13 protein-coding genes and 2 pseudogenes are annotated in these 20551 nt (G+C 66.5%); 5 read left to right on the forward strand and 10 right to left on the reverse strand.

Translation table 11 applies throughout. From position 1 onward, the window contains the following. Positions 1-18: 18 nt before the first annotated feature. From O7553_RS17815 to O7553_RS17845, 7 genes are all read right to left on the reverse strand, one after another. Positions 19-1227, reverse strand: coding sequence for a phage tail sheath subtilisin-like domain-containing protein (locus O7553_RS17815; RefSeq protein ID WP_281550865.1), 1209 nt, complete (start codon positions 1225-1227; stop codon positions 19-21). Positions 1228-1246: 19 nt separating this feature from the next. Further along, the gene (locus tag O7553_RS17820; protein ID WP_281550866.1) at positions 1247-1840 is read right to left on the reverse strand and encodes a DUF4255 domain-containing protein; all 594 of its coding nucleotides are present in this window, start codon (positions 1838-1840) and stop codon (positions 1247-1249) included. A gap of 198 nt (positions 1841-2038) precedes the next feature. Beyond that, the gene (locus tag O7553_RS17825) at positions 2039-3853 is read right to left on the reverse strand and encodes a DUF4157 domain-containing protein (RefSeq protein ID WP_281555652.1); all 1815 of its coding nucleotides are present in this window, start codon (positions 3851-3853) and stop codon (positions 2039-2041) included. A 62-nt stretch (positions 3854-3915) separates the two neighbouring features. Then, positions 3916-6984: an AAA family ATPase gene (locus O7553_RS17830; protein ID WP_281550867.1), complete on the reverse strand. Its 3069-nt coding sequence runs from the start codon at positions 6982-6984 to the stop codon at positions 3916-3918. A 585-nt stretch (positions 6985-7569) separates the two neighbouring features. Then, entirely contained in the window at positions 7570-8517 is a 948-nt protein-coding gene (locus O7553_RS17835) for a UTRA domain-containing protein (protein ID WP_281550868.1), read from the reverse strand. Further along, positions 8504-9430 (reverse strand): DMT family transporter, encoded by a 927-nt coding sequence (locus O7553_RS17840; protein ID WP_281550869.1) that lies wholly within the window; start codon positions 9428-9430, stop codon positions 8504-8506. The genes O7553_RS17835 and O7553_RS17840 overlap by 14 nt, the downstream gene beginning before the upstream one ends. A 12-nt stretch (positions 9431-9442) precedes the next feature. Then, positions 9443-10225: a GntR family transcriptional regulator gene (locus O7553_RS17845; RefSeq protein ID WP_281550870.1), complete on the reverse strand. Its 783-nt coding sequence runs from the start codon at positions 10223-10225 to the stop codon at positions 9443-9445. Positions 10226-11171: 946 nt separating this feature from the next. Between O7553_RS17845 and fxsT the strand changes: the two genes are divergently transcribed. Then, a complete protein-coding gene (gene fxsT / locus O7553_RS17850; RefSeq protein WP_281550871.1) occupies positions 11172-13517 on the forward strand; it encodes an FxSxx-COOH system tetratricopeptide repeat protein in 2346 nt (781 codons plus the stop codon). Between the two features lie 204 nt (positions 13518-13721). On the opposite strand, the pseudogene O7553_RS17855 reads toward fxsT, so the two are convergent. After that, positions 13722-14108, reverse strand: a pseudogene (locus O7553_RS17855) (transposase); the annotation flags it as partial. Between the two features lie 55 nt (positions 14109-14163). After that, positions 14164-14427, reverse strand: coding sequence for a hypothetical protein (locus tag O7553_RS17860; RefSeq protein ID WP_281550872.1), 264 nt, complete (start codon positions 14425-14427; stop codon positions 14164-14166). Between the two features lie 549 nt (positions 14428-14976). Between O7553_RS17860 and O7553_RS17865 the strand changes: the two genes are divergently transcribed. Then, positions 14977-15849 carry a transposase gene (locus O7553_RS17865; protein WP_281550873.1) on the forward strand — a complete coding sequence of 291 codons (873 nt, stop codon included), beginning with the start codon at positions 14977-14979 and terminating at the stop codon, positions 15847-15849. Here O7553_RS17865 and O7553_RS17870 read toward each other — a convergent pair. Beyond that, positions 15797-17254 (reverse strand): IS256 family transposase, encoded by a 1458-nt coding sequence (locus O7553_RS17870; protein ID WP_281550874.1) that lies wholly within the window; start codon positions 17252-17254, stop codon positions 15797-15799. The two genes, O7553_RS17865 and O7553_RS17870, sit on opposite strands and share 53 nt — an antisense overlap. Before the next feature lie 95 nt (positions 17255-17349). On the opposite strand from O7553_RS17870, the pseudogene O7553_RS17875 reads away from it, so the two are divergent. The 3 genes and pseudogenes from O7553_RS17875 to O7553_RS17885 form a co-directional block, all read left to right on the forward strand. Beyond that, positions 17350-18060 (forward strand): annotated as a pseudogene (locus O7553_RS17875) (transposase); the annotation flags it as partial. A 504-nt stretch (positions 18061-18564) separates the two neighbouring features. Continuing rightward, entirely contained in the window at positions 18565-19407 is an 843-nt protein-coding gene (locus O7553_RS17880) for a transposase family protein (protein ID WP_281550875.1), read from the forward strand. A 10-nt stretch (positions 19408-19417) separates the two neighbouring features. Beyond that, complete coding sequence (locus O7553_RS17885) at positions 19418-20413, forward strand: hypothetical protein (protein ID WP_281550876.1); 996 nt, start codon at positions 19418-19420, stop codon at positions 20411-20413. The last annotated feature ends 138 nt before the right edge of the window (positions 20414-20551 follow it).

The following is a 20551-nucleotide window of genomic DNA, read 5'->3' on the forward strand; positions in this document are numbered from 1 at the left end:
GTCTCGTCCGGTCGTCCGCTACTGGATCCCGCCGGCCCACTGGCTGATCCGGAACACCACGAACTCGGCCGGGCGCACCATCGCCACCCCGATCTCGACCACCAGTTGGCCGGCGTCGCGGACCGCAGCCGGGTTGACGGTCTCGTCGCAGCGTACGTAGAACGCCTGCTCCGGGGTGTTGCCCAGCAACGCTCCGGACGCCCACACGGTGGTCAGGAAGGCACTTACGTTGCGCCGGATCTTCGACCACAGCTCCGGCGCGTTCGGCTCGAAGACGACCCACTGGGTGCCCTCGTCGATCGACTCGCGCAGGAAGTTGAACAGCCGCCGGGAGGGCACGTACCGCCACTCGGCCTGTTCCTTGCCGGCGAGGGTGCGGGCACCCCAGATCGTGATGTTGCCGCCGAACTTGCGGATCACGTTGATGTCGTCCGGGTTGAGCCCGGCCTGCTGCGCTTTGCTGACCAGCGCCTCGACGCCCAGCGCGCCCCGGATCACCTCGTTGGCCGGTGCCTTGTGCACACCCCGCTCGGTGTCCACCCGGGCGTAAACCCCGGCGATGTGCCCGCTCGGCGGCTGGTACACCTTGTTCCCGTCGGCGTCGGTGGCACCCACGTCGATCCACGGGTAGTAGATCGCGCCGTAGCTGCTGTCCCGGACGTCGCCCTGGATCGCTTCCTTGGTCAACGTGGTGGTCTGCCGGCCGTCGAGGATCGCGAACCGGTCCTGCAGGTACTGGTTCTCGCAGTGGTCGAGCAGCGCGGTCTGCACCGCGTCGCTCACCGCGCCGGGGATCGCGACCAGCGCGATCTCGTCGATCGCGGCGAAGGTCTCCAACGCGCCGGCCAGATCCTCGTCCGAGGGTTCGGCGTCGGCGTCGACAGGAGCGACCCGGGTGATCCAGCAGCGGCCACCGCCGTTGTTGAAGAAGCCGTACACCGCGTGGGCGAGGGTGTGGTTGCCCTGCTGAATGTCACCGAAGAGGTTCTTGAACGTCTCCCAGCCGTCCACGAGCTGGGCCTCGCCGGCAGGCGCCACCGAGTGGAAATCGGCTGGCTCGGCCTCACCGGCCGCAGTCACTCCGGAGCGGCCGGGCAGCAGCGGCATCGTGACGTCGTCGGCGACGGCACCGATGAAGCCGGCGGTACTGGTCCCCACACCGGCGATCGGTTTGATGGCCGAGGGGACCTCCTCGACGTACACGCCCGGCGCTAGATACTGCGGCATCTGTGGGTACTCCCCCTCGTCAGGACTCGTGACTCACGCTCTGGCCGACCCGGATGACCGTCCCGGTCACCTCGGGCCCGACCGGCGTGGATTCGAACACGTCGACGCTGAGCGTGACGCTGTAGTGCAGGACCGCCTTGGGCCGACCGCCCATGGCCTGCCAGAACTCGCCGATGCCCTGCAGCTGGCTCTCGGCGGTGACCATCGCGCGCAGCGGTGGCTGCTGGCCGGCAAGGTCGCCCCGCAGGTAGTCGGCGGGAATCTCCCGGTGACGCAGCAGCACCCGCAGTACGTCGCCGAGCAGTCGGTGCTCGTCCTGCGCCGGGTTGGGCGCGCTGTCGTTGGGCCACGCGGTGACCAGATAGGAGCAGTCGACCCGGGCCGGCACCCGCCGCCGGGTGATCATGCCGGATTCCTGCCGGGTGTTCTCCCACTGGTTGGTCCGCAGCTCGTGGTTCTCCCGGACGTCGTAGAGGAAGAACGCGATCGCGGGCAGCGTGACGCCCGACGGCGGGAACTGGTCGTCCGGTGTGGCGAAGCTGACGGTGATCCCGGGCAACGCCAGCTCGCCCTGCACGAGAGCGGCGAGCGACGCGTCCAGATCATGAAACACTGCCCTGTCCCGCCCCCAACTGCGTCCTTCGCGCCGGTCGACAGGTCTACCGGACTGGCGTCCCACGAGCGTCTGCGTCGGCGTCTACCGAACCGCCTCGGTGGATCCAGGGCGACGACCCGGAGGGGCTTGAACTGGCAATTCAGATGCTGACGTGACGTGCAACACACCCAAGTCCGGCCGTCTGGGCCAGCAGGGTCACGAGATGAACAGTCCCCTGAAGAACTCTCCGGCCTTGGTGACCTCCCCCTGTGCGTACCCCTGTCTGGCGCGCAGGCTGTCGCGGACCCGGACCGCCATGTCGGCCCACTCGTTGGGCTGGTACGTGTGCCGGTAGGGATGCCCCTCGGTCTGGGCGAACCGCCGGTTCTCGACGACCACACCGGTCCCCCGCTTGGCTCCCCGACCGACACGAGGAGTGACCAGCTCGACAGCGTTCGCACCACCGTTGGCGGAGACGTCAAAGACCTTGTCACCCGTTCCGGCGAGGACCTCCTCGACCCACTCCCCGCACATCACGTCCAGGGCGATACCACCGATCGCTTCCCTCATGCCCGGAAAGACTGGTTGCACAGATTCACGCCCGGTACGCCCCAGCAGTTCGTCGACGAGCTCGTCGTTGCCAAAGAGCCCCTCAAGCTCGGGATACGAATGGACAATCTGGTTTCTGACCGTGGAGAGTCTCGTCTTGTAGAAGAAGATGCCGGCGTGGTTCTTGTGCAGCGTGGTCCACCGTTTAATCCGACCGATGATGAGATAGTTGATGATGAGGGCGAACAGTCCGCGCGCCTCGGCGAGCGCCCGGTCGCTGTAGTCGCCATCGATGTTGTTCCGGATCCATTGAACGACATCACCAGCTCGCGTGTTGGCCACCCCCATGACGGCCTTGTATGTATCCAACTTGTACTCCGTCGTCCCAGGGGCCGTCGGCTGTGCGCTCCGGTCGGCGAATTCGTCGCCGACCTGGGTGACCGACAGGCCGTAGGTCGCCTGCACATGCCCGTGCGCACCCGTCAGCGTTCCCGCCGGGGCGGTGGAACCGTTCGGATATCCGACGAAATTCACGCCGGCCGGATTCGCGGTCAGGCCGGGGAGACCGTCCAGCGGTACGTTCGTGTTCTGCGTGAGCGCCTGGTTGTCGATGTGCGTCGCCACCTGCACGAGCCGGTTCATGATGCTGCGTACCGTACCCTCGGAATCCTTGAACTCATCCATCGGTCCGGTCACGAGCTCAAGGATCGGGGCCGGCTGGCCGGCGCCACGAAGCGCATCCGGCACCACGGTGGAGTCCAGGTCCGGGGTGTGGTCGACATGCGCCTCGAAACGCCTGCCGCTAGCAACCGCTGTGGCGTTCGCCACGGGCCGGCTCTCCACCCCGCCCTGCCGGCTGAACAACGGCACATGATGGAGTTCCAGCTCGAACCCGAACTTGCGCTGGGCGACGGACGGTCCCGCCGCAGGCGTCGGCCCGGTGGTGCAGGGTCCGGCGGCTCCCTGCTGGACGGTGTGCGTCAGCTCGTGCCCCAGCAGCGCGTCACCCCGCGCGCTGCCCGGCCGGTACTCACTACGGCGTACGAACACGTCGGCGCCGACGGTGAAGGCCCTCGACCCGAGCGTGTCGTTCAGCCGGTCCGACTCGGCACCGACGTGCACCCGTACCCCGCTGAAGTCCGCCCCCGACACCCGCTCCATCCGCTCCCGCACACCGCCGGGCACCGCCCGCCCACCGCTGCCCCGCGCCCGGTCCACCGCCCGCGCGAGGCCAGGATCCGCCGCACCACCGGTAGGCGTGCGCACCCGACCGATCGCCTCCGGGGCACGCTGCACGGACGACCCGAACGCCAGCTGGGAGATCCGGTCCGCCTCCCGCTCGAACGGGTCGTCCACCGGCCCGACATTCAGTTTCGCCTGCACGATCGCCCGCGCACCTCGATTGCCGTACCGCCGCTGCAACGAGTCGTGAGGCAGGGCGGCTCGACGTGGCGCCGGCGCGGACCCGGATGCCACCACCATGGACCGGTACGCCACACCGCTGTCCTGCTGCGCTGAATGCACCTCGAACCTCCACTGTCTCGTCAGAAGCGCCGGTCTACCGTGGCCTTACCGGTCGGCGGATCGGAACCGAATTCCCCCGCCGAGAGGATCTTGCCCATCTTCTGATACTCGCGCCTGGTGGCGTGGAACAGATGTGCCATCGTCACCTTGCCACTGTCGGCAGCGGCGAGGAAGGCGCCGGCCAGGGCGATGTTGCGGATGTTCCCGCCGGGCAGGTCGACCTGCCGGGCCAACAGGTCGAAGTCGACCGCCGGATCCAGCGGCGCCTGCTCCGGCCAGACCTGCGCCCAGATGCGCCGGCGGTCCGCCACGTCGGGAACGGGGAAGTCGATGGTGGCGTGCAGCCGACGGGTGAACGCGTCGTCGAGGTTCTTCCGCAGGTTCGTCGCCAGGATGACCACACCTTCGTGCTGCTCCAGCCGCTGCAGCAGGTAGCTGACCTCCAGGTTGGCGTACCGGTCGTGCGCGTCGCGGACCTGGGACCGCTTGCCGAACATCGCGTCGGCCTCATCGAAGAAGAGCACCGCGTTGCTGGTGGCAGCCTCGGCGAAGATCTGGGAGAGGTTCTTCTCGGTCTCGCCGATGTACTTGCTCACCACCGTCGACAGATCGATCCTGTACAGATCCAGGCCGAGTTCGTGGGCCAACACGTCAGCGGCCATCGTCTTGCCGGTGCCCGAGGGACCGGCGAACAGCACCGCCAGGCCACGCCCGTTGGCCAACTTGCGCTCGAACCCCCAGGACTCGTAGACCACCGACCGGTAGCGGAGCTGGTCGGCGATCTCCCGCAGCTGCTCCATCCGGTCGGCGGGCAGCACGAGGTCCGACCAGTCGTAGTGCGGCGTGATCCGCTGCGCAAGGTCGGCCAGCTTGTGGTTGGACTGCAGGCGGCACGCCGCGTACAGGTCGGCCGGGGTGACCCGGGGCGCGCCAGGGTCGCGGGCGTACGCCAGGTTGCGGGCGGTCGCCGCAGCATCGCGGATCTGGCCTCCGGTCAGCCGGAACTTGCCGGCGACGGCGGCCAGGTCCAACACGTCCCGGTCCGCACCGACGAACGCGCCGTCCCAGATGCGCAGCCGCTCGGCGTAGCCGGGTGCGGGGAACTCCAGCCGGACGAAGGTCAGGCCCGCCGGCAGGTCGACCGGCTCCCACGCGGTGCCACCGGAAAGGAACGACGGAGCCGGGTACGCCGCCAGCGTGGACAGCAGCAGCGACAGCCGTGATCGGGCCGGCTCGACGAGCAGGGAGTCGACGTTCGCCCAGCACATGACCGCGCCCTGCAGCCTGGCTTCCCGCTCGACCAGGCCGACCAGGGTGGCGAACTCCTCGGCCGGTCGGTCGGCCAGCAGATCGGCCGACACCACCAGCAGCGGCGCGTACCAGTGACGCGCACACGCCGCCGCGACGCTGCGTCGGCCGACGCCGTACGGCCCCCGGCAGTAGACCACCACGTCGTCGGTGGCATGCTCGCTCAGCCGGGCCAGCGCCGCCCCGAACTCCGCTGGGAAGTGCAGGTCGTCGAGGGTCCCGGTCGGCGCGACAATCCGGGCGTACGGTCGCAGCCGCTCGGCGACCTCGTCGTCCTCGAGCAGGAACCCGACGACCCGCGGGTCCAACCGGACGTTGTTGCCCTGCAGTGAGTGCGCCGGTGCGGTCGGGTCCCCGGTCGACGTGACGAGCCGATGCCGGAGCAACGGTGCCGACGGCGCGAACCGTGCTTGCGCGGCCATCCGTGACCGACGGTCGCCGCACAACATCGTGAGGACGAGATCGACTGTCGGCAGTCGGCGGGTCAGGTCGTCGTGCAGGTAGCCGTACAGCCGCTCGTAGCGTCGGTCGACCTCGGGCGCCAGACAGGCCACGATCACCTCGACGTCGAACGGGGCGAGGTCGAACATCCCGGCCAGTGCGACCAGGCGCAGATGCGCACCGTCTTGGATACCCTGCGCCACCCGCTCACCGATCTCGCGGGACAACTCGTCCAGCCCGGTGCCGGTCTCCGGGTCGTCGTCGGCCGGCGGAAACCAGTCAGGCGCACCGTCCAGCAGCGCGTCGACCTCGGCATCGGAGACGTAGAAGGCGGAGAGCTCGCCAGCGGGTCTACGCTGCGCCCGGCGGACCCGCCTGACCTGCCGGCTCAGCACCAGATCGAGCCGGGCGAGTTCGGCCAGCAGGTGTTCCGTCGAGTTGGCGTACCCCGAAGCGGCCATGGATCCCAGCACCTCGTCCCGGTTGTCCCCGACCGGTACATCATTGCCGCCGGAAGCGGACGGCGCGATCGTGGATACGCCGACAGTCAGCACCGATCGGCCGCGGCCCGGTCGGATGTCCGCCGCCCGGTCCGCCCGGATCTGCTCGTAGAGGACCGTGGTGTCCACCGACGGGCGCACCCCGAACTCCTGGTCCACCACCGAGGTGCACAGTTCGTACTGGCGAAGCGCGGCGATCCGGTCGCCGGCGGCGTAGTGCAGCCGCATCAGCTGGCGGTGGGTCCGCTCGCGCGCCGCGTCGTGGCGCAGCACGGTCTGACCGAGGCCCACGCCCTTGGCGTAGAGACCACGGGCCTCGCAGTAGCCCATGAGCTGTTCCTGCATGGACAGGTAGGTGTCGCGTAGCCGGTCCCGTTTGGCACCGCACCAGTCGTGGTACCAGGTGGCGAGGAGGTCTCCACGGTAGAGATCGAGCGCGTGCTCGATCGCATGGGCCTGGTTGTCGGAGAGCGCTTCGCCGGGCACGTCGCGGACCGCCGCGTAGCTCTGCTCGAACGCGTCAACGTCCAGCCAGCAGGGCGCCTCCGGGTTGATCCGCACCCAGCCGGGGTCGATGACGACGAGTTCGCTCGCCCGGCGCTGGTCGTTCGGCTGGTCCTGCATGCTCGTGTTGAGCCGCCAGAGTGCCTGGCGCAAGTACTTGCGGGCAACGCCGGGCTCGGCGTCCGGCCACAGCAGTTCCGAGATGGATTCGCGAGCGTGCGTCCGGTTCCGATGAATGAGCAGGTAGCCGAACAGCTCGAGAGCCTTGCCCGGCGGCGCACTGAGCGGTTGGCCACGTCGGAGGATCGAGACCTCATCGAAGAGTCTCACCTGCACGACGTGTCTCCTTCGTACCGCAACGGCCCGTCCGGCCGGCCACCGCCGGCGCGGACGTGGGCGCCGCTCGCCGCCGCGTCGCCGCACGTCGTCCCCGGCTCCAGTGCCAATCAGGACATACGGGGGCCACGCTACTCCACGGTGCTTCGACCGGTCATCGCGACTGTCGTCGACCGGCCACTTCGGCTACGGCGACAACCGGGCCGGCAGGTCCTGCCCCGGCCACGGTCTGCGGACCGTCCTGGAAGAAATCGACGTCGAGACCGGCGACCTGGAACAACCGTCACCTTCTGTGATCGGCGACCACAGGGCCGGACTATGGCCGGCCGTCGATCCGATCCCGCACCTAGGCCAGCCACTCCTGTGCCGGAGCCGCAGGAAACATGCGACACAACGCCACCAAATAGGGCGCCGACGAAGTCGAATGGACACGGAAGTAAGCTCGAACGCGCGTTCTATTTTTGTCGCGTAGCCCGACGGAGCACTGCAGCACGGAATAGATTCTCGACTAACCAGCCCCTTCAAGTCAGGTCAGTTTTGACCCGGCCAAAGGGCATCTTCAACGCGCTGTAGACAGTTGCCGCATCAGTCAGAGACGCGCGCCACGTACCGAACTGCCATGGCGTCGGAACGGATGATGTAGCGAGTCGCTTCGAAGGAGAAGCCACCGGAGTCGAAGGAGACGTGCAGCAGGACGATGACCGGCACACCAGGCGGGAGTTTCAGCGCCTCTGCCTCGTCGCGGGTCGGGAATCGGGTAGTGACCTGTTCTCTGATCCGCGCGGTCCGGTATCCGAGTCTTTCGAGGGCAGCGAAGGTCCCACCTGGCCCCAAGTTCAGATCGGTCGCGAGGGCTGAGGTTCCGACGACGCTCGTCGGCAGGTAGGTGTTGCCGAGTTGGACGGGTTCGCCGTCGGCCAGGTACCTGTTCTCTCGGAGAACGACGACGTCGCCCAGGTCCAGGGAGAGCATGGCGGCTACGTCGCGCGGCGCATGCTGTCGGGATACGGCCCGGCATTCGACCAGTGGTGCGCGTCCCTGCATGGTTGCCTCGGCAGCGAACGGTGTCAGGTTCTGTTCCCGCAGGAGGGGGTTGGCATACCGGTCTGGTCCGAGCCGCATGAGCGGTGGCCGGTTACGGACGAAGACGTCGTAGAGCATCGTCGCGACCTGCGCCCATTGGGACGCGCTGACGGGCGCCGGTCCGCCCAGCTGCGCTGGCCACGTCGAGCGCGTTCGCCACGCTTCGACGTCGCGGTCCGGGCCGTTCCCGGACGCTGCGGATCGGAATGGGAATCCGCGTTCCTGGCCATCGGGATGGGCGGTCACGAGTCGCGTGAGCCGACCTTCGGCGTTGAGGCAGGCGTCCAGCGCTTTGGCGAGGTGCAGGCTGGGCGGTTTCTTGCCGTTCTCCACCTCACACAGGTACGAACGCGAAAAGTACGCCTTCTTTGCCAGATCCCGGAACGACATCCCGTGTTCCTGTCGAAGTCTGCGCATCAGTCGGACGAAGTCCGGGTCAACGACGACCATTCCGGTTCCTTCCGAGTGGCAGGGGATCAGAGACCTTGCCCCGTTGAGGTCGGCGCTGTACCAGTGCGACGCCCGCCAGGACCAGGAGCATGCCGAGGACCATGAACGCTGCCACCTGCTCGTTGACGACCAGGAAGCCGAGCACGACCGCGACGACCGGCAGCAGGTACGTGACCGTGGAGGCGAGGGTAGGGCCGTCATCGGTGATGAGCCGGTAGTTGAGCGCGTAGGCGGCCCCGGTGCCGAGGACGCCGAGGATCAGCAGGCTGACCACCGCGTCCAAGCGGAAGTCAGGAGCGGTCAGTCCGCCGAGGGGCAGGGCCAGGATCATCAGGATCGTTCCGGCAGCGAGCTGCGCGGCAGACAGCATGATCGGCGGGATTCCCCGGTTGGTGAGGAACTTGCCCATGTACACGTAGGAGACTCCGTAGCTGGCGGACGCCCCCAGGATCGCCAGCCCTCCCCAGCTGGCGACCTCGCTCGCCGACTCCCACGGCGTGAAGATGACCACCGCGCCGACGAAGCCGAGGGTCAACCCCGCTCCTCGCGACCACGTCGCCGTGCGGTCAGTCCCGACGACGAAGGCGATCAGCGCCGTCCACAGGGGCGTAGTGGCGTTCAGGACCCCGGCGACACCGGAGTCGACGGTCTGCTCACCGATGCCGAACAGGGTGTACGGGATCGCGTTGGCGACCAGTGCCGCGACGAACAGATGCCCCCACGTTGTCCGGTCGGCCGGGAACCGCAGCCCTCGGTGCAGGGCCACGGGGATGAGCACCAGTGCACCGAGGGCCAGGCGGACAAGAACGATCTGCACCGGAGTGAAGCCCCGTAGCGCCAGTTTGATCCAGAGGAACCCTGACCCCCACAGCAGCGCGAGCATCACCAGCCGTATGAGACTGCCTCGACTCATCAGACGGTCCTGTCAGTCCTCTACGGGCATGTCGTAGTCCAGGCCGTTCAGGTCACCGCGCATCACGAAGCTGGTGACCTCGAACGGGGTGTGCTGCTCGTCGAAGCTGGTGTGCAGCACCTCGATGACCGGTACGCCGGGCGGCATCCCCAACCCGGTCGACTCGTCGTGGTACGGCATCCGGGCCGAAATCTCTTCCCGGATGCGAGTGACCTGGTAACCGAGTTCTTCGAACCTGGCGTAGATGCTGCCCTTGCCGAGGGTCCGCTCGGTCGCCAGCGGCGAGCCGGCGGCGACGTCGACGGGGATGTACGTCACGCCGACCTGTACCGGCTCGTCATCGGCGAAGTACCAGTTCTCCCGCCGGATGACGGTTGCGATGTTCGCGTCGATGCCGAGGCGTTCGGCGACGTCCGGCGGCGGGGTGTCGCGGGTGACCGACCGGCATTCGGTCCGGGGCACGCGGCCCTGTTTCGTGACCTCGATGCGGAACGGCGACAGTCCCGTTTCGTTGCGCAGCTGGCGGGAGTAGCGGTTGGCTCCGAGGCGCATCAGGGGCCGGTTGGGGCGAACGTAGACGCCTCGCCCGTGCTGCGCGACGACCAGGCCCTCCCCTTGCAGGATGCTGATCGCTTCCCTGGCGGTGTTGCGGGCAGTGCCGTACCGGGCGGCAAGGTCCCGCTCAGAAGGCAGCTTGTCACCGGGTGCCAACCCGCCCACCTGGATGCTCAGACGCAGGTCATCGGCTATCCGTCGGCTTGGTGGTCGCTTGTCTGCGCTGGTCGGCTCGTCCATGTCTGCCCGCCTGTTCTGGGGGTCAACTGCACGCTCCACGTTACCCTCGACTGGCTCAAGCCAGCAGCTGGCGACTGTTCGCTATGTGCTTGGAACTGGCTCAGGCCAGGAGCAGTCGGCCGATCTCCTTCGGCCGCTTAGGAGTACTGGCGCCCACTGGCGACCGTCGTCGCGGGCCAGGAACTGAGACGACACAGGGCACCGGTCATCCGGTGCCCTGTGTCGCGTGCTGGTCAGAGTGTGGGCGCGGCAGGTTTCGAACCTGCGACCCCTCGCTTGTAAGATCCACTCCCGGTCGTCCACCCCTGTCCGGCACCGCCCACGACCAGGACCACGACCGCCCCGAGGACCCCGCCGGACAGCCCTGGACACGGACGAACGAGACCGAAACTGAGACTGCCCGGAGGCAGTTCGGGAGCCGTCGGCACCGTCGTCACTTCCGCCTCTGACGCTGCCCTGACGTCCAGCCTCGTTGCCGTAGCAGCAAGAGCCCGACCTGTTCTGCGTCAAGTAGCGATCATGGCCTTGCAGCCTGTCCCGAAACAGCCGCCCACCTGGGCTCCGACGTCCGCCACCGCCTACCGATGTCCATCGTAGATCGCCCCGATTGACGCTCAACTAGACACTCGCTCTCAGCGTCGACGGGTGGAGACTCGAACCCCTATACCGCGTACGGGCTTCGGATCAGGTCGAATCGGGCGCGTCTACTCGCTGGCCTGCGGCGTGTTCCTCGACGTTTCTCGGCTTCTCGCACCCACTTCGGCTCTCGTTTGTACTGGCGTTGTCGTAGTTGATCTTCGTAGATCGGCTTGCCGCTGTTTACTGGCTCCGACAGCGATGACGTGATCCCGACTCGGTGAAATCGCTGATTGTGCTTGTCGTCGATGATGGTGGCGTGGCTCGGGTGTTTCCTCGTCGGTGGCGGCGGACGGTGGTGTTTGCGGTCTTGGCTGTCGCCTGTGGCCTGGTGGCGCTGTTCGCCTGGTGGAATCCGTGGGGGTGGGGGCTGCCTCGGCTCGGCTGGGCGGGTACGGAGCAGGCTGGCTGGATCGCCGGGATTATCGGCAGCGTGGTGGCTTTGGCGGCACTCGTCGACGAGTTCATAGCGCGGCGCGTCAAGCCTGGTCCGTCGCCGGTGCCGAGGGGTGCGGTGGTACGTGTCGGGCGGGTTCCGCAGCAGGCGGCGTGGTTTCAGAGCCGGCCTGCAGGCGCGGAGCTGTCGCGGGCTGCCAGGGCGGGCCGGACGGCGGTGTTGACGCAGGTGTTGTCGGGGATGGGTGGGGTGGGCAAGACCCAGTTGGCGGCGGAGTTCGCGCGCCGGTTGGAGCAGGATCGTGAGGTGGATGTGCTGGTGTGGGTGACGGCATCGAGTCGTGACGCGATCGTCGCCCGTTACGCCGAAGCTGCCCGCTCGGTGGGAGCCGCTCTGGTGGGGGACGGGGACGATGAGGCGGCGGCCAGCCGGTTCGTGTCGTGGTTGGAGCGCACGTCGAAGCGGTGGCTGGTCGTGTTGGACAACCTCGATAGCCCTGGTGACGCTGCGGACTGGTGGCTGCCGAACAATCGCAATGGTCGGACGGTGGTGACGACCCGTCGCCGTGATCCGGTGCTGCACACGGACGGCCGAGTCCTGGTCGACGTCGATGTGTTCAGCCCGGACAACGCTGTCGACTATCTTGATGGTGCGATCGGTGCCGGTGGTGACCAGGATGACGACTTGGCGGCGTTGGCCGTTGACCTGGGGTATCTGCCGTTGGCGTTGGCGCAGGCGGCCGCGTTCATCCGGGACCGGGGTCTCGATCCTGCCGCTTACCGGGCCCGGCTGACTGACCGACGGAAGAGTTTGATTGAGCTTGTCCCGCCGGACGATGCTCTGCCGGATGGACACCGGGCGACGGTCGCGGCCACGTGGTCGCTGTCGATCGACGTCGCGGACAGCCATCCGCCGGCCAGACTGGCTCGGCATGTGTTGAACCTTGCCGCTGTGCTGGATTCGAACGGCATTCCCGAGGCCGTGTTCGCCGCCGATGCCGCAGTGGCATATCTCGCCAACCGCAGCGGGCGTGACGATCTTACGAGGGATGAGGTGCGCGATGCGTTGCGCAACCTGCACCGGTTGAGCTTGCTAACCCACGACCCGCATACCGGTGTGATCCGTGTCCACGCCATTGTCCAACGGGTCACCCGCGATGCCCTCGGCTCGGTCCTCCTCACTGCTGTAGCCCAGACCGCCGCTGACGCCCTCTTGGCTCTCTGGCCGGCCGTCGACCGTGACCACGACACCACCCAGATCCTGCGCGCCAACACCGCCTCCCTGCGAACAGCAGCCGGGGACGCCCTCTACCACCCCAACGCTCACCCCCTGTTGTTCCGCGCGATCAACAGCCTCGGATGCACCGGACAAGTTCAATACGCCGCCGCCGCCCTCGAGCAGTTGCTCACCGGCATGTCGCGGCTACTGGGGCCCGACCACCCCGACATCCTGGCTACCCGTGGCTATCTTGCTCGGTGGTGGGGTGAGGCAGGTGATCCGGCTGGCGCAGCTGTCGCGTTCGAGCAGTTGCTCACCGATCGGCTGCGGGTACTGGGCCCCGACCACCCCGACACACTGACCACCCGCCACAATCTTGCCTACTCGCAGGGCAAGGCAGGCGATCCGGCTGGCGCAGCTGTCGCGTTCGAGCAGTTGCTCACCGATCGGCTGCGGGTACTGGGCCCCGACCACCCCGACACACTGACCACCCGCCACAATCTTGCCTACTCGCAGGGCAAGGCAGGCGATCCGGCTGGCGCAGCTGTCGCGTTCGAGCAGTTGCTCACCGATCGGCTGCGGGTACTGGGCCCCGACCACCCCGACACACTGGCCACCCGTGGCTATCTTGCTCGGTGGTGGGGTGAGGCAGGTGATCCGGCTGGCGCAGCTGTCGCGTTCGAGCAGTTGCTCACCGATCGGCTGCGGGTACTGGGCCCCGACCACCCCGACACACTGGCCACCCGTGGCAACCTTGCTCGGTGGTGGGGTGAGGCAGGTGATCCGGCTGGCGCAGCTGTCGCGTTCGAGCAGTTGCTCACCGATGTGTCGCGGGTGCTGGACCCTGACCATCCTCACACTCTGGTCACCCGTGGCAACCTTGCTCGGTGGTGGGGTGAGGCAGGTGATCCGGCTGGCGCAGCTGTCGCGTTCGAACAGTTGCTCACCGATCGGCTGCGGGTACTGGGCCCCGACCACCCCCATACTCTGGCTACCCGTGGCAGCCTTGCCTATTGGCGGCAACAGAACGACACCAATTGATTGCTATGAAGATGACTCCTCAGCGTGGATCTTGCTAGAGCACCCGCCCTCTCGGAGCCGGAGCGCCCCTGCCGGAGACCTGAGCTAAATGGCGCGGCGTGGGGGCGACTTCCCGGTGGTGGCGGTGGCTTTCCGCTGCGGCCGTGTCAACGACACCTGAAATTTGGCTCTGGCGCACATTCTGTGATTGATCTTGATGGCTGCTCAGGCTGATGCGAGAACGCGTTTGCGCAGGAGGTCGAGGTTCGCGCGGCCGTACATCTGCCGCTTGATCGTTTTGATACGGCTTACCTGGCCTTCAACCGGGCCTGAGCTCCAGGGCTGAGTAAGGCCGGCGACGACGGCGTCGCGGTCGCCGAGCAGGCCGGCGGCGAAGCCTCGGAGTTCGGGGTATCCGCAGCGCCGGGCGCGGTCGATACAGGCGTCGAGGTGGTGTCCGGTGCCCTGATAGCGGACCAGAGCGGTGAACCGTCGGGCGAGGTCGGCGACGGTGTCGAGGTCCGGACATCGGCGGCGGGCATCGGCGAGATCAGCGTGGTCGTCGTCGGTGAGTTTGTGGCCGGGTCGCATAATCCAGGCGTACTCCGCCCGCCGGCCTGGGCGCGGCGTACTCGCCTGCCGTCTACTGGAGCGTCGCTAAGATCTGTCACTCGCCGCTTGCGGAGACCGGACTGATGCGGCGCTCTCCCACCGGAGTGCCAGCGCCGATCACCTCCATCAAGTGTCCGTGCACGTCCCTTCGCCAACGATAACCAGCCGCGTCCGTGAATTCGATAGCAACAAAGAAGTCTTCAAGTCTCTCACCAGAAGGCATCTGATTGCCGTGCTCGTCGGTCTCACCGGATTCCACTCTTAAGGTCTGCTCTGGCATGACATTCACAGGATCCGTCGTAGGCGGAATGATGTTCACCCGAGTGGTCGCCCGTAGATCAAGCTCGTCTGCATCACCAGGGCCACGGTAGTAGAAATGAATCTTTACGTCGTGTACCGGGACCTGCGAAACGTTCCGGACGTGGGCACACGGCCATCCAGGGTTAAAACCGCTTCCCCGTGTCCGCCCAAACCAGGCACAGACTTGCGCGGCTTGCAAGCGCCGCTGTTCCTCCGCCCGTCCGCGTCGATCTTCTTCGGCCCGTTGGTCGCGCTCAGACTCTCGCTCATAGAGCTTTCGAGCGGTTCTACCGGCCCAGATTGCTGCACAGAACGCCCCGAGAGTCGTAATGAATGAGCCCCAGGCAGGAACGTCACCGAGGTCCACCTTACCAATATTCGCTAGAGCATCGATCAGCACAGAGACACGATAGCGCCAATCGACAACCCGCCGCCTCCCCACACAGACTACCGCATCCCGCCCGTAAACATTCACGTCTTGCTGGCGGGTTTGCTGTTGGGTAGCGTGACTCGCCGGGCCGAGCTGGGGGTGGTTGCCGTCTCGGACCGATCGTGATCTTGTGCCCGGGTGGTTGATCCGGAGGCGCTGTCGCGGGACGAGCTGATCGCGGTGGTCCGTGATCAGGCCGCTCAGTTGGCGGATCAGACGGCCGAGGTGGAACGGCTACGTGCGGAGTTGGAGCAGATCAAGCGGTTGATCTCGCGGAACAGCCGAAACTCCTCGATGCCGCCCTCGACCGATGATCTGCCTGGCCGGTCGGGTAGGAGCAAGCCCGCCGGCGGTGGGCGCTCGGGCGGGAAGAAGCCGGGGCGAGGTAGACAGCCCGGTGCGCCGGGATCGTATCTGCCCTGGTTGGACGAGGCCGACGTCCGGGTGGTTGACCAGCGTCCGTGCGGGCCGTGCGAGTGCGGGACGGACCTGGCGGGGGCTGTCGACGAGGGGGTGGTGTCGGCCAGTCAGGTCACCGACGTGCCGCTGGTCACCGCGTCGACGGTGGAGTACCGGCAGTACCGGGTCCGGTGCGGCTGCGGCCGGAAGCACGTCGCCGCCCCGCCGAAGCAGGCGGGGGTGGGTAACACCCGGGTGTACGGGGCGAACCTGCGCGCTCTCGCCGTGTACCTGCTGATCGTGCAGCACGTGCCGGTCGAGCGGTGCGTGCGGCTGATCGCCGATCTGGCCGGCACCCGCGTGTCGGCCGGGTTCGTCCACAAGGTCCTCGCCGCCGTCGCGGCGGCGGTGACCGACATCGTCACGATGATCAAGGCGTTGATCACCCTGGCCGAGGTGGTCCATTTCGACGAGACCACGATCCGAGCGGGTGCCGCGGGCCGCAACGGGTACGTATGGAGCCTGTCCGAATTTCTGTGTAACGCCCTATCCTGTCCAACTATCGGGCATCGATGGGGATACGGTTCGGGAAGAACAGGTCCAACGCGTTGAGGGCCTGTTTCCAGCCGTGCACGCCGGCGCCTTCGACCAGCCGTGGCGGCGCGGTGCGGGAGTTCGCGGGTCTACCGGCCTCGGCGGCGCGTTGCCGGGCGCGTTTGTCCTCGATGTCGGCGATCGCGAGCCAGATCAGCTTGATCACGGCGTCGTCGGTGGGGAAATGCCCACGGTTCTTGATGATCTTCCGGATCTGGTAGTTGAAACTCTCGATCGCGTTGGTGGTGTAGATGATCCGGCGGACCTCGGGCGGGAACGCCAGGAACGGAGTGAACCGATCCCACGCCCGTTCCCAGACCGCGACCGCGGCCGGGTACCGCCTACCGAGCGGGCTGTCGGCGAAACCGAGCATCGCGGTCTCGGCCGCCTCCACCGTCGGAGCGGTGTAGATGTCCTTCAACGCGGCGGCCATCACCCTACGGTCCTTGTAGGACACGAACTTCGTCGCCGCCCGGATCAGATGCACCACACACGTCTGCACGGTGGTGTGCGGCCACACCGCCTCGATCGCCTCGGGCAGACCGGTCAACCCGTCACAGCAGGCGATCAGCACATCACGCACCCCACGGTTACGCAGCTCGGTGCAGACCTGCATCCAGAACTTCGCCCCCTCGGTCTGCTGCACCCAGATACCGAGGACGTGCTTGACCCCGTCGGTGTTGACCCCCACGACGAGGTAACAGGCCTTGTTACGGACCTGGGCGCCGTCGCGGACCTTCACCATCAACGCGTCGACGTAGACGATCGGGTACACCTCGTCCAACGGCCGGTGCTGCCACGCCTTCACCTCCTCCAGAACTTCGTCGGTGATGGTGGAGACCGTGTCGGGTGACACCTCGGTGCCGTAGACCCGCTGCAGGTGGTGACAGATGTCGCGGACCGTCATCCCACCCGCGTACAGGCTGATGATCACGTCCGACAGGCCACCGAGCCGGCGGGCGTTCTTCGGCACCAGCATCGGGGTGAACGTGCCCGCCCGGTCCCGGGGCACCTTCACATCGACCGGGCCGATCTCGGTCTGCACCGTCTTCGCGGTCGACCCGTTACGCGAGTTACCCGAGCCGTTACCCGACGCGTCACGACGGGCGTAGCCCAGATGCTCGGTCAACTCGGCCCGCAGCCCCCGTTCCAGAACGGCGCGTACCAGCTCGGACAGGAACCCGCCCGGCCCGGTCAGCCGCAGCCCGTCACCCTTGACCTGGGCCAGCAACGCGTCCAGGGCCTGCTTGTCGATCAGATCCGCCACCGCCCGGCGGGCCGATTCACGCGCCGCCGCCTCGTCCGGCACCGCCGCCGCCAGAGGCAGCCGCGGCCCGTCAGCGGCGATCCGCCGCGTCAACGCCGCGACCTCCGCGTCGGCATCGACGCCGGAGTCGTACTGCTCCACCGTTGAAAGTGTCATCGAAACTGGTCCTCACTGTGTCGACCGGCTACCCACCGGTCATAACGGACTTCTACTGACATCCGTTACACAGATCTCCCTACAGGCCCTACGTATGGTCCGCGTCGACCGGCCGGTACACCCTGTACGCGCTGGCTGAGCGTCGCAGCGGCGAACAGTTCCGCACCATCGGGATCGGGCCGGCGTTCACCGGGGTCGCCGTGCACGACCGGTACACCGTCTACGACCAGGCCGGCAACTTCGCCGACGGGGTGCGGCACCAACTGTGCTGCGCACATCTGCTCCGCGATCTCGAAGACGCGGCCGAGACCTACCCCGACCACGTCTGGCCGGTCCAGTGCCAGCGGGCGCTACGCGGCCTGATCCACGCCGCGAACCTCGCCCGCGCCGCCGGACAGGCCGAGATCGACCCCGCCGTGCGTGACCCGCTGGTCCGCGAGTTCCGCGACGGCGTGATCGTCGGCCGTAAGGACGTCCCCCGCGTCGGCGGCCCCCGCGACAGGCAGCCGCCCGGCCGCAACCTACTCGAGGATCTCCACCACCGCCACGACGACGTCCTGCGGTTCTGCTACGACACCACCATTCCGCCGACGAACAACCTCGCCGAGCGTGACCTACGGCCGAACAAGACCCAGCAGAAGATCTCCGGCCGGCTCACCAGCGAGAAAGCCACCCGCGACCGGCTGACCATCCGCAGCTACCTATCCACTGCGGTCAAACACGGCGTCAACGCCATGACCGCACTCCGCGACGCCGTCACAGGGAACCCCTGGATGCCGCAGACCGCCCACATCCTCCAGGGCTGACCCCGCGCCCTCACAAGAGGTGAATGTTTACTCCCGCCCGCCGCCGAGCTGGACCGGGCCGCCGCCCCGACCGCCAGCGATGCAGGGCTTCAAGCTTCTAAGGGCGTCACGAACCATGGGTGGTCTACTCGGCCTGATCCGAACCGCACGTGACCGGTCCTCACACCTTCGACGCGGTCCGCTCCCGGTCGTCCATCTCGGTCCGGTACGACCCGCAACGTTCAGGTTTGCCATCGAAGGGCACGCTTCCTCGGATCATCCGAGGTACTACACCACCTGATGCCGCTTGGATGTGGTACCCGAGTATATTGGCGCGGTGGATATCGACACGATCGTACAGGCAGTGACGGCGATTGCTACCCCATTGAGCTGATCTCAGCAACGCAAAAGGTTTGATTGGTGCGACACGGGCGAATCCGGTGAAGCCGGACAGTGCTGGAGGAGGGCGTGGGGCCCTCGGTAGGTAGTTCTCACCACAAGATCACCCACCGGTGAGGACCCCACGTGATCGCATATCGTGCCATGGTCGACGTCCCCAGGGAACTCGTGCAGTACGTCAGTCGGCTGCTCGCCGCGGAACGCCGGACGCGGGGAACTCGTACCGGCACCCGTGCCCTGACCTGCTTCCGCCAGGCGCTGATGGTGCTCGTCTGGTTCCGCAAGGGCGAGGACGTCGCGCTGCTCGGCGCCGGCTTCGGCGTCTCCCGGGCGACCGCCTACCGGTACCTCGCCGAGGGCATCACGGTCCTCGCCGCACAGGCCGAGGATCTCCACGCCGCCCTGCGCCGGGTCGCCGCCGACGGTTGGTCCCACGTCATCCTCGACGGCAAACTGTTCGACTGCGACCGGCTCACCGAGACCACCCTGTCCGTCAAAGGCGAAACGATCGACGCCTGGTACTCCGGAAAGCACCGCGACTTCGGAGCGAACATCCAGGCGGTCGCCCGCCCGGACGGACTGCCGATCTGGACCTCACCGGCGATGCCCGGACACCTGCACGACCTGACCTGCGCCCAGACCCTCGGTGTCACCGCCGCCCTGAACTGGGCCGCCACCGAACTGGACCTGCCCACCCTGGCCGACTCCGGCTACGAAGGCGCAGGTCAGGGCATCAAGACCCCGGTCAAGCAGCCCACCGACGGCAGCCGACTCGCCCCCGACAACCGCTTCTACAACCGGCTGCTACGCAGCCTGCGCTGGCAGGGCGAACGCGGCTTCGCCATCCTGATCGGACGCTGGAAGACACTCCGTCACACCACCGCCAGCCCACGCAGAATCGGCGACATCGTCACCGCAGCACTACACCTGACCCACTTCGAATACAAGTACCTACCGCTAAGTCGTTGAGATCAGCTCATTGGCCGCCATAGCAACAGTTCTTAGTCGACGCCAGCGACTCCGAAAAGATATACGCGAAAATCTCGCGCTTGTTGAGGAGATCGAGAAGAACGATACTCTGCGAGAACATACGCCAACCGCGCTATGGATCCACGGAAGAATCACAATCGACGTTGCTCGACTTACAGGACAAAAGCTTGGTACCCCAAAGAAGCCAATACCTGTCGGCTCACTCATCTTCACCATCATACTCTGCGTCGGCTTTGGTCTCTGGACTTACTACATTGCGCATGATGGATTCGAATGGTACTCCGTATTCCCGGGCGTGGCCTCCGCTCTGATGATTATCGCCGCCCTGGGGATGTTCACCAATCGCGAACTTCCACCCGACCAGGATCCCACACTACCCCCTGGGGCAACTCCAGTTGCAGCACTAGACGAAGGGGAAAAACTGGCCAACAGAATTTCGCTATCCAAGGAAGGGATAAGTGAAAGATACGCCGAGAACGGCCCGGTCGGAGTTGTATATAGATTTCTTGCCGCAGCCCAGGAGGGCCGCCAGGAAGATTGGCTCCTTGCCGTAGATCAGAACTGGATTCACTGTCGCGTGCAGACTTGGTTGTGGGAAATCTCCAAGGATTCCGACGAGAATCTCATGCACCAAGATGATCTCGCCAATTCTCTTGCAACAAATGGACAGCCAAACGACGTCTGGGAAAGGTTCTTAACCGATGAGCGCAAGCATTTACAGAACCTGTGGCGGGATGTAGATCTTACCAAACTGGGTGCGGGTAGTGCGCAGAGAAGAATCGGGCCAGATTACGAAATGGTGATTTTGGCTCCAACTGGAGACACGGATGGATACGTTGTGCAGTCGGCCACGATTGTACGAGGAGCTCATACTTTCGTTGTTCACAAAGTCAAGAACTCGTGGAAGGTGGCGAACCATGTTGGTACAGCATCTCCCAGCCCCGGGTGGCCGCCGGCATGGTGGACCACGAGCGAGGAAATCTAGTTCCACAACTTGAATGACAATTCCGGACCGCGATCTATCGCAAACATTCAGGTGGTGCGCGCTGGGATTCCGCGTGGTGGCATAGCGTGATGGCCGGTTGGTTGGTGGCCGCCGGCTGATGTTGACCTGGGTGGGGTG

The sequence above is a fragment of the Solwaraspora sp. WMMA2059 genome (assembly GCF_027497315.1).
Classification (GTDB): domain Bacteria; phylum Actinomycetota; class Actinomycetes; order Mycobacteriales; family Micromonosporaceae; genus Micromonospora_E.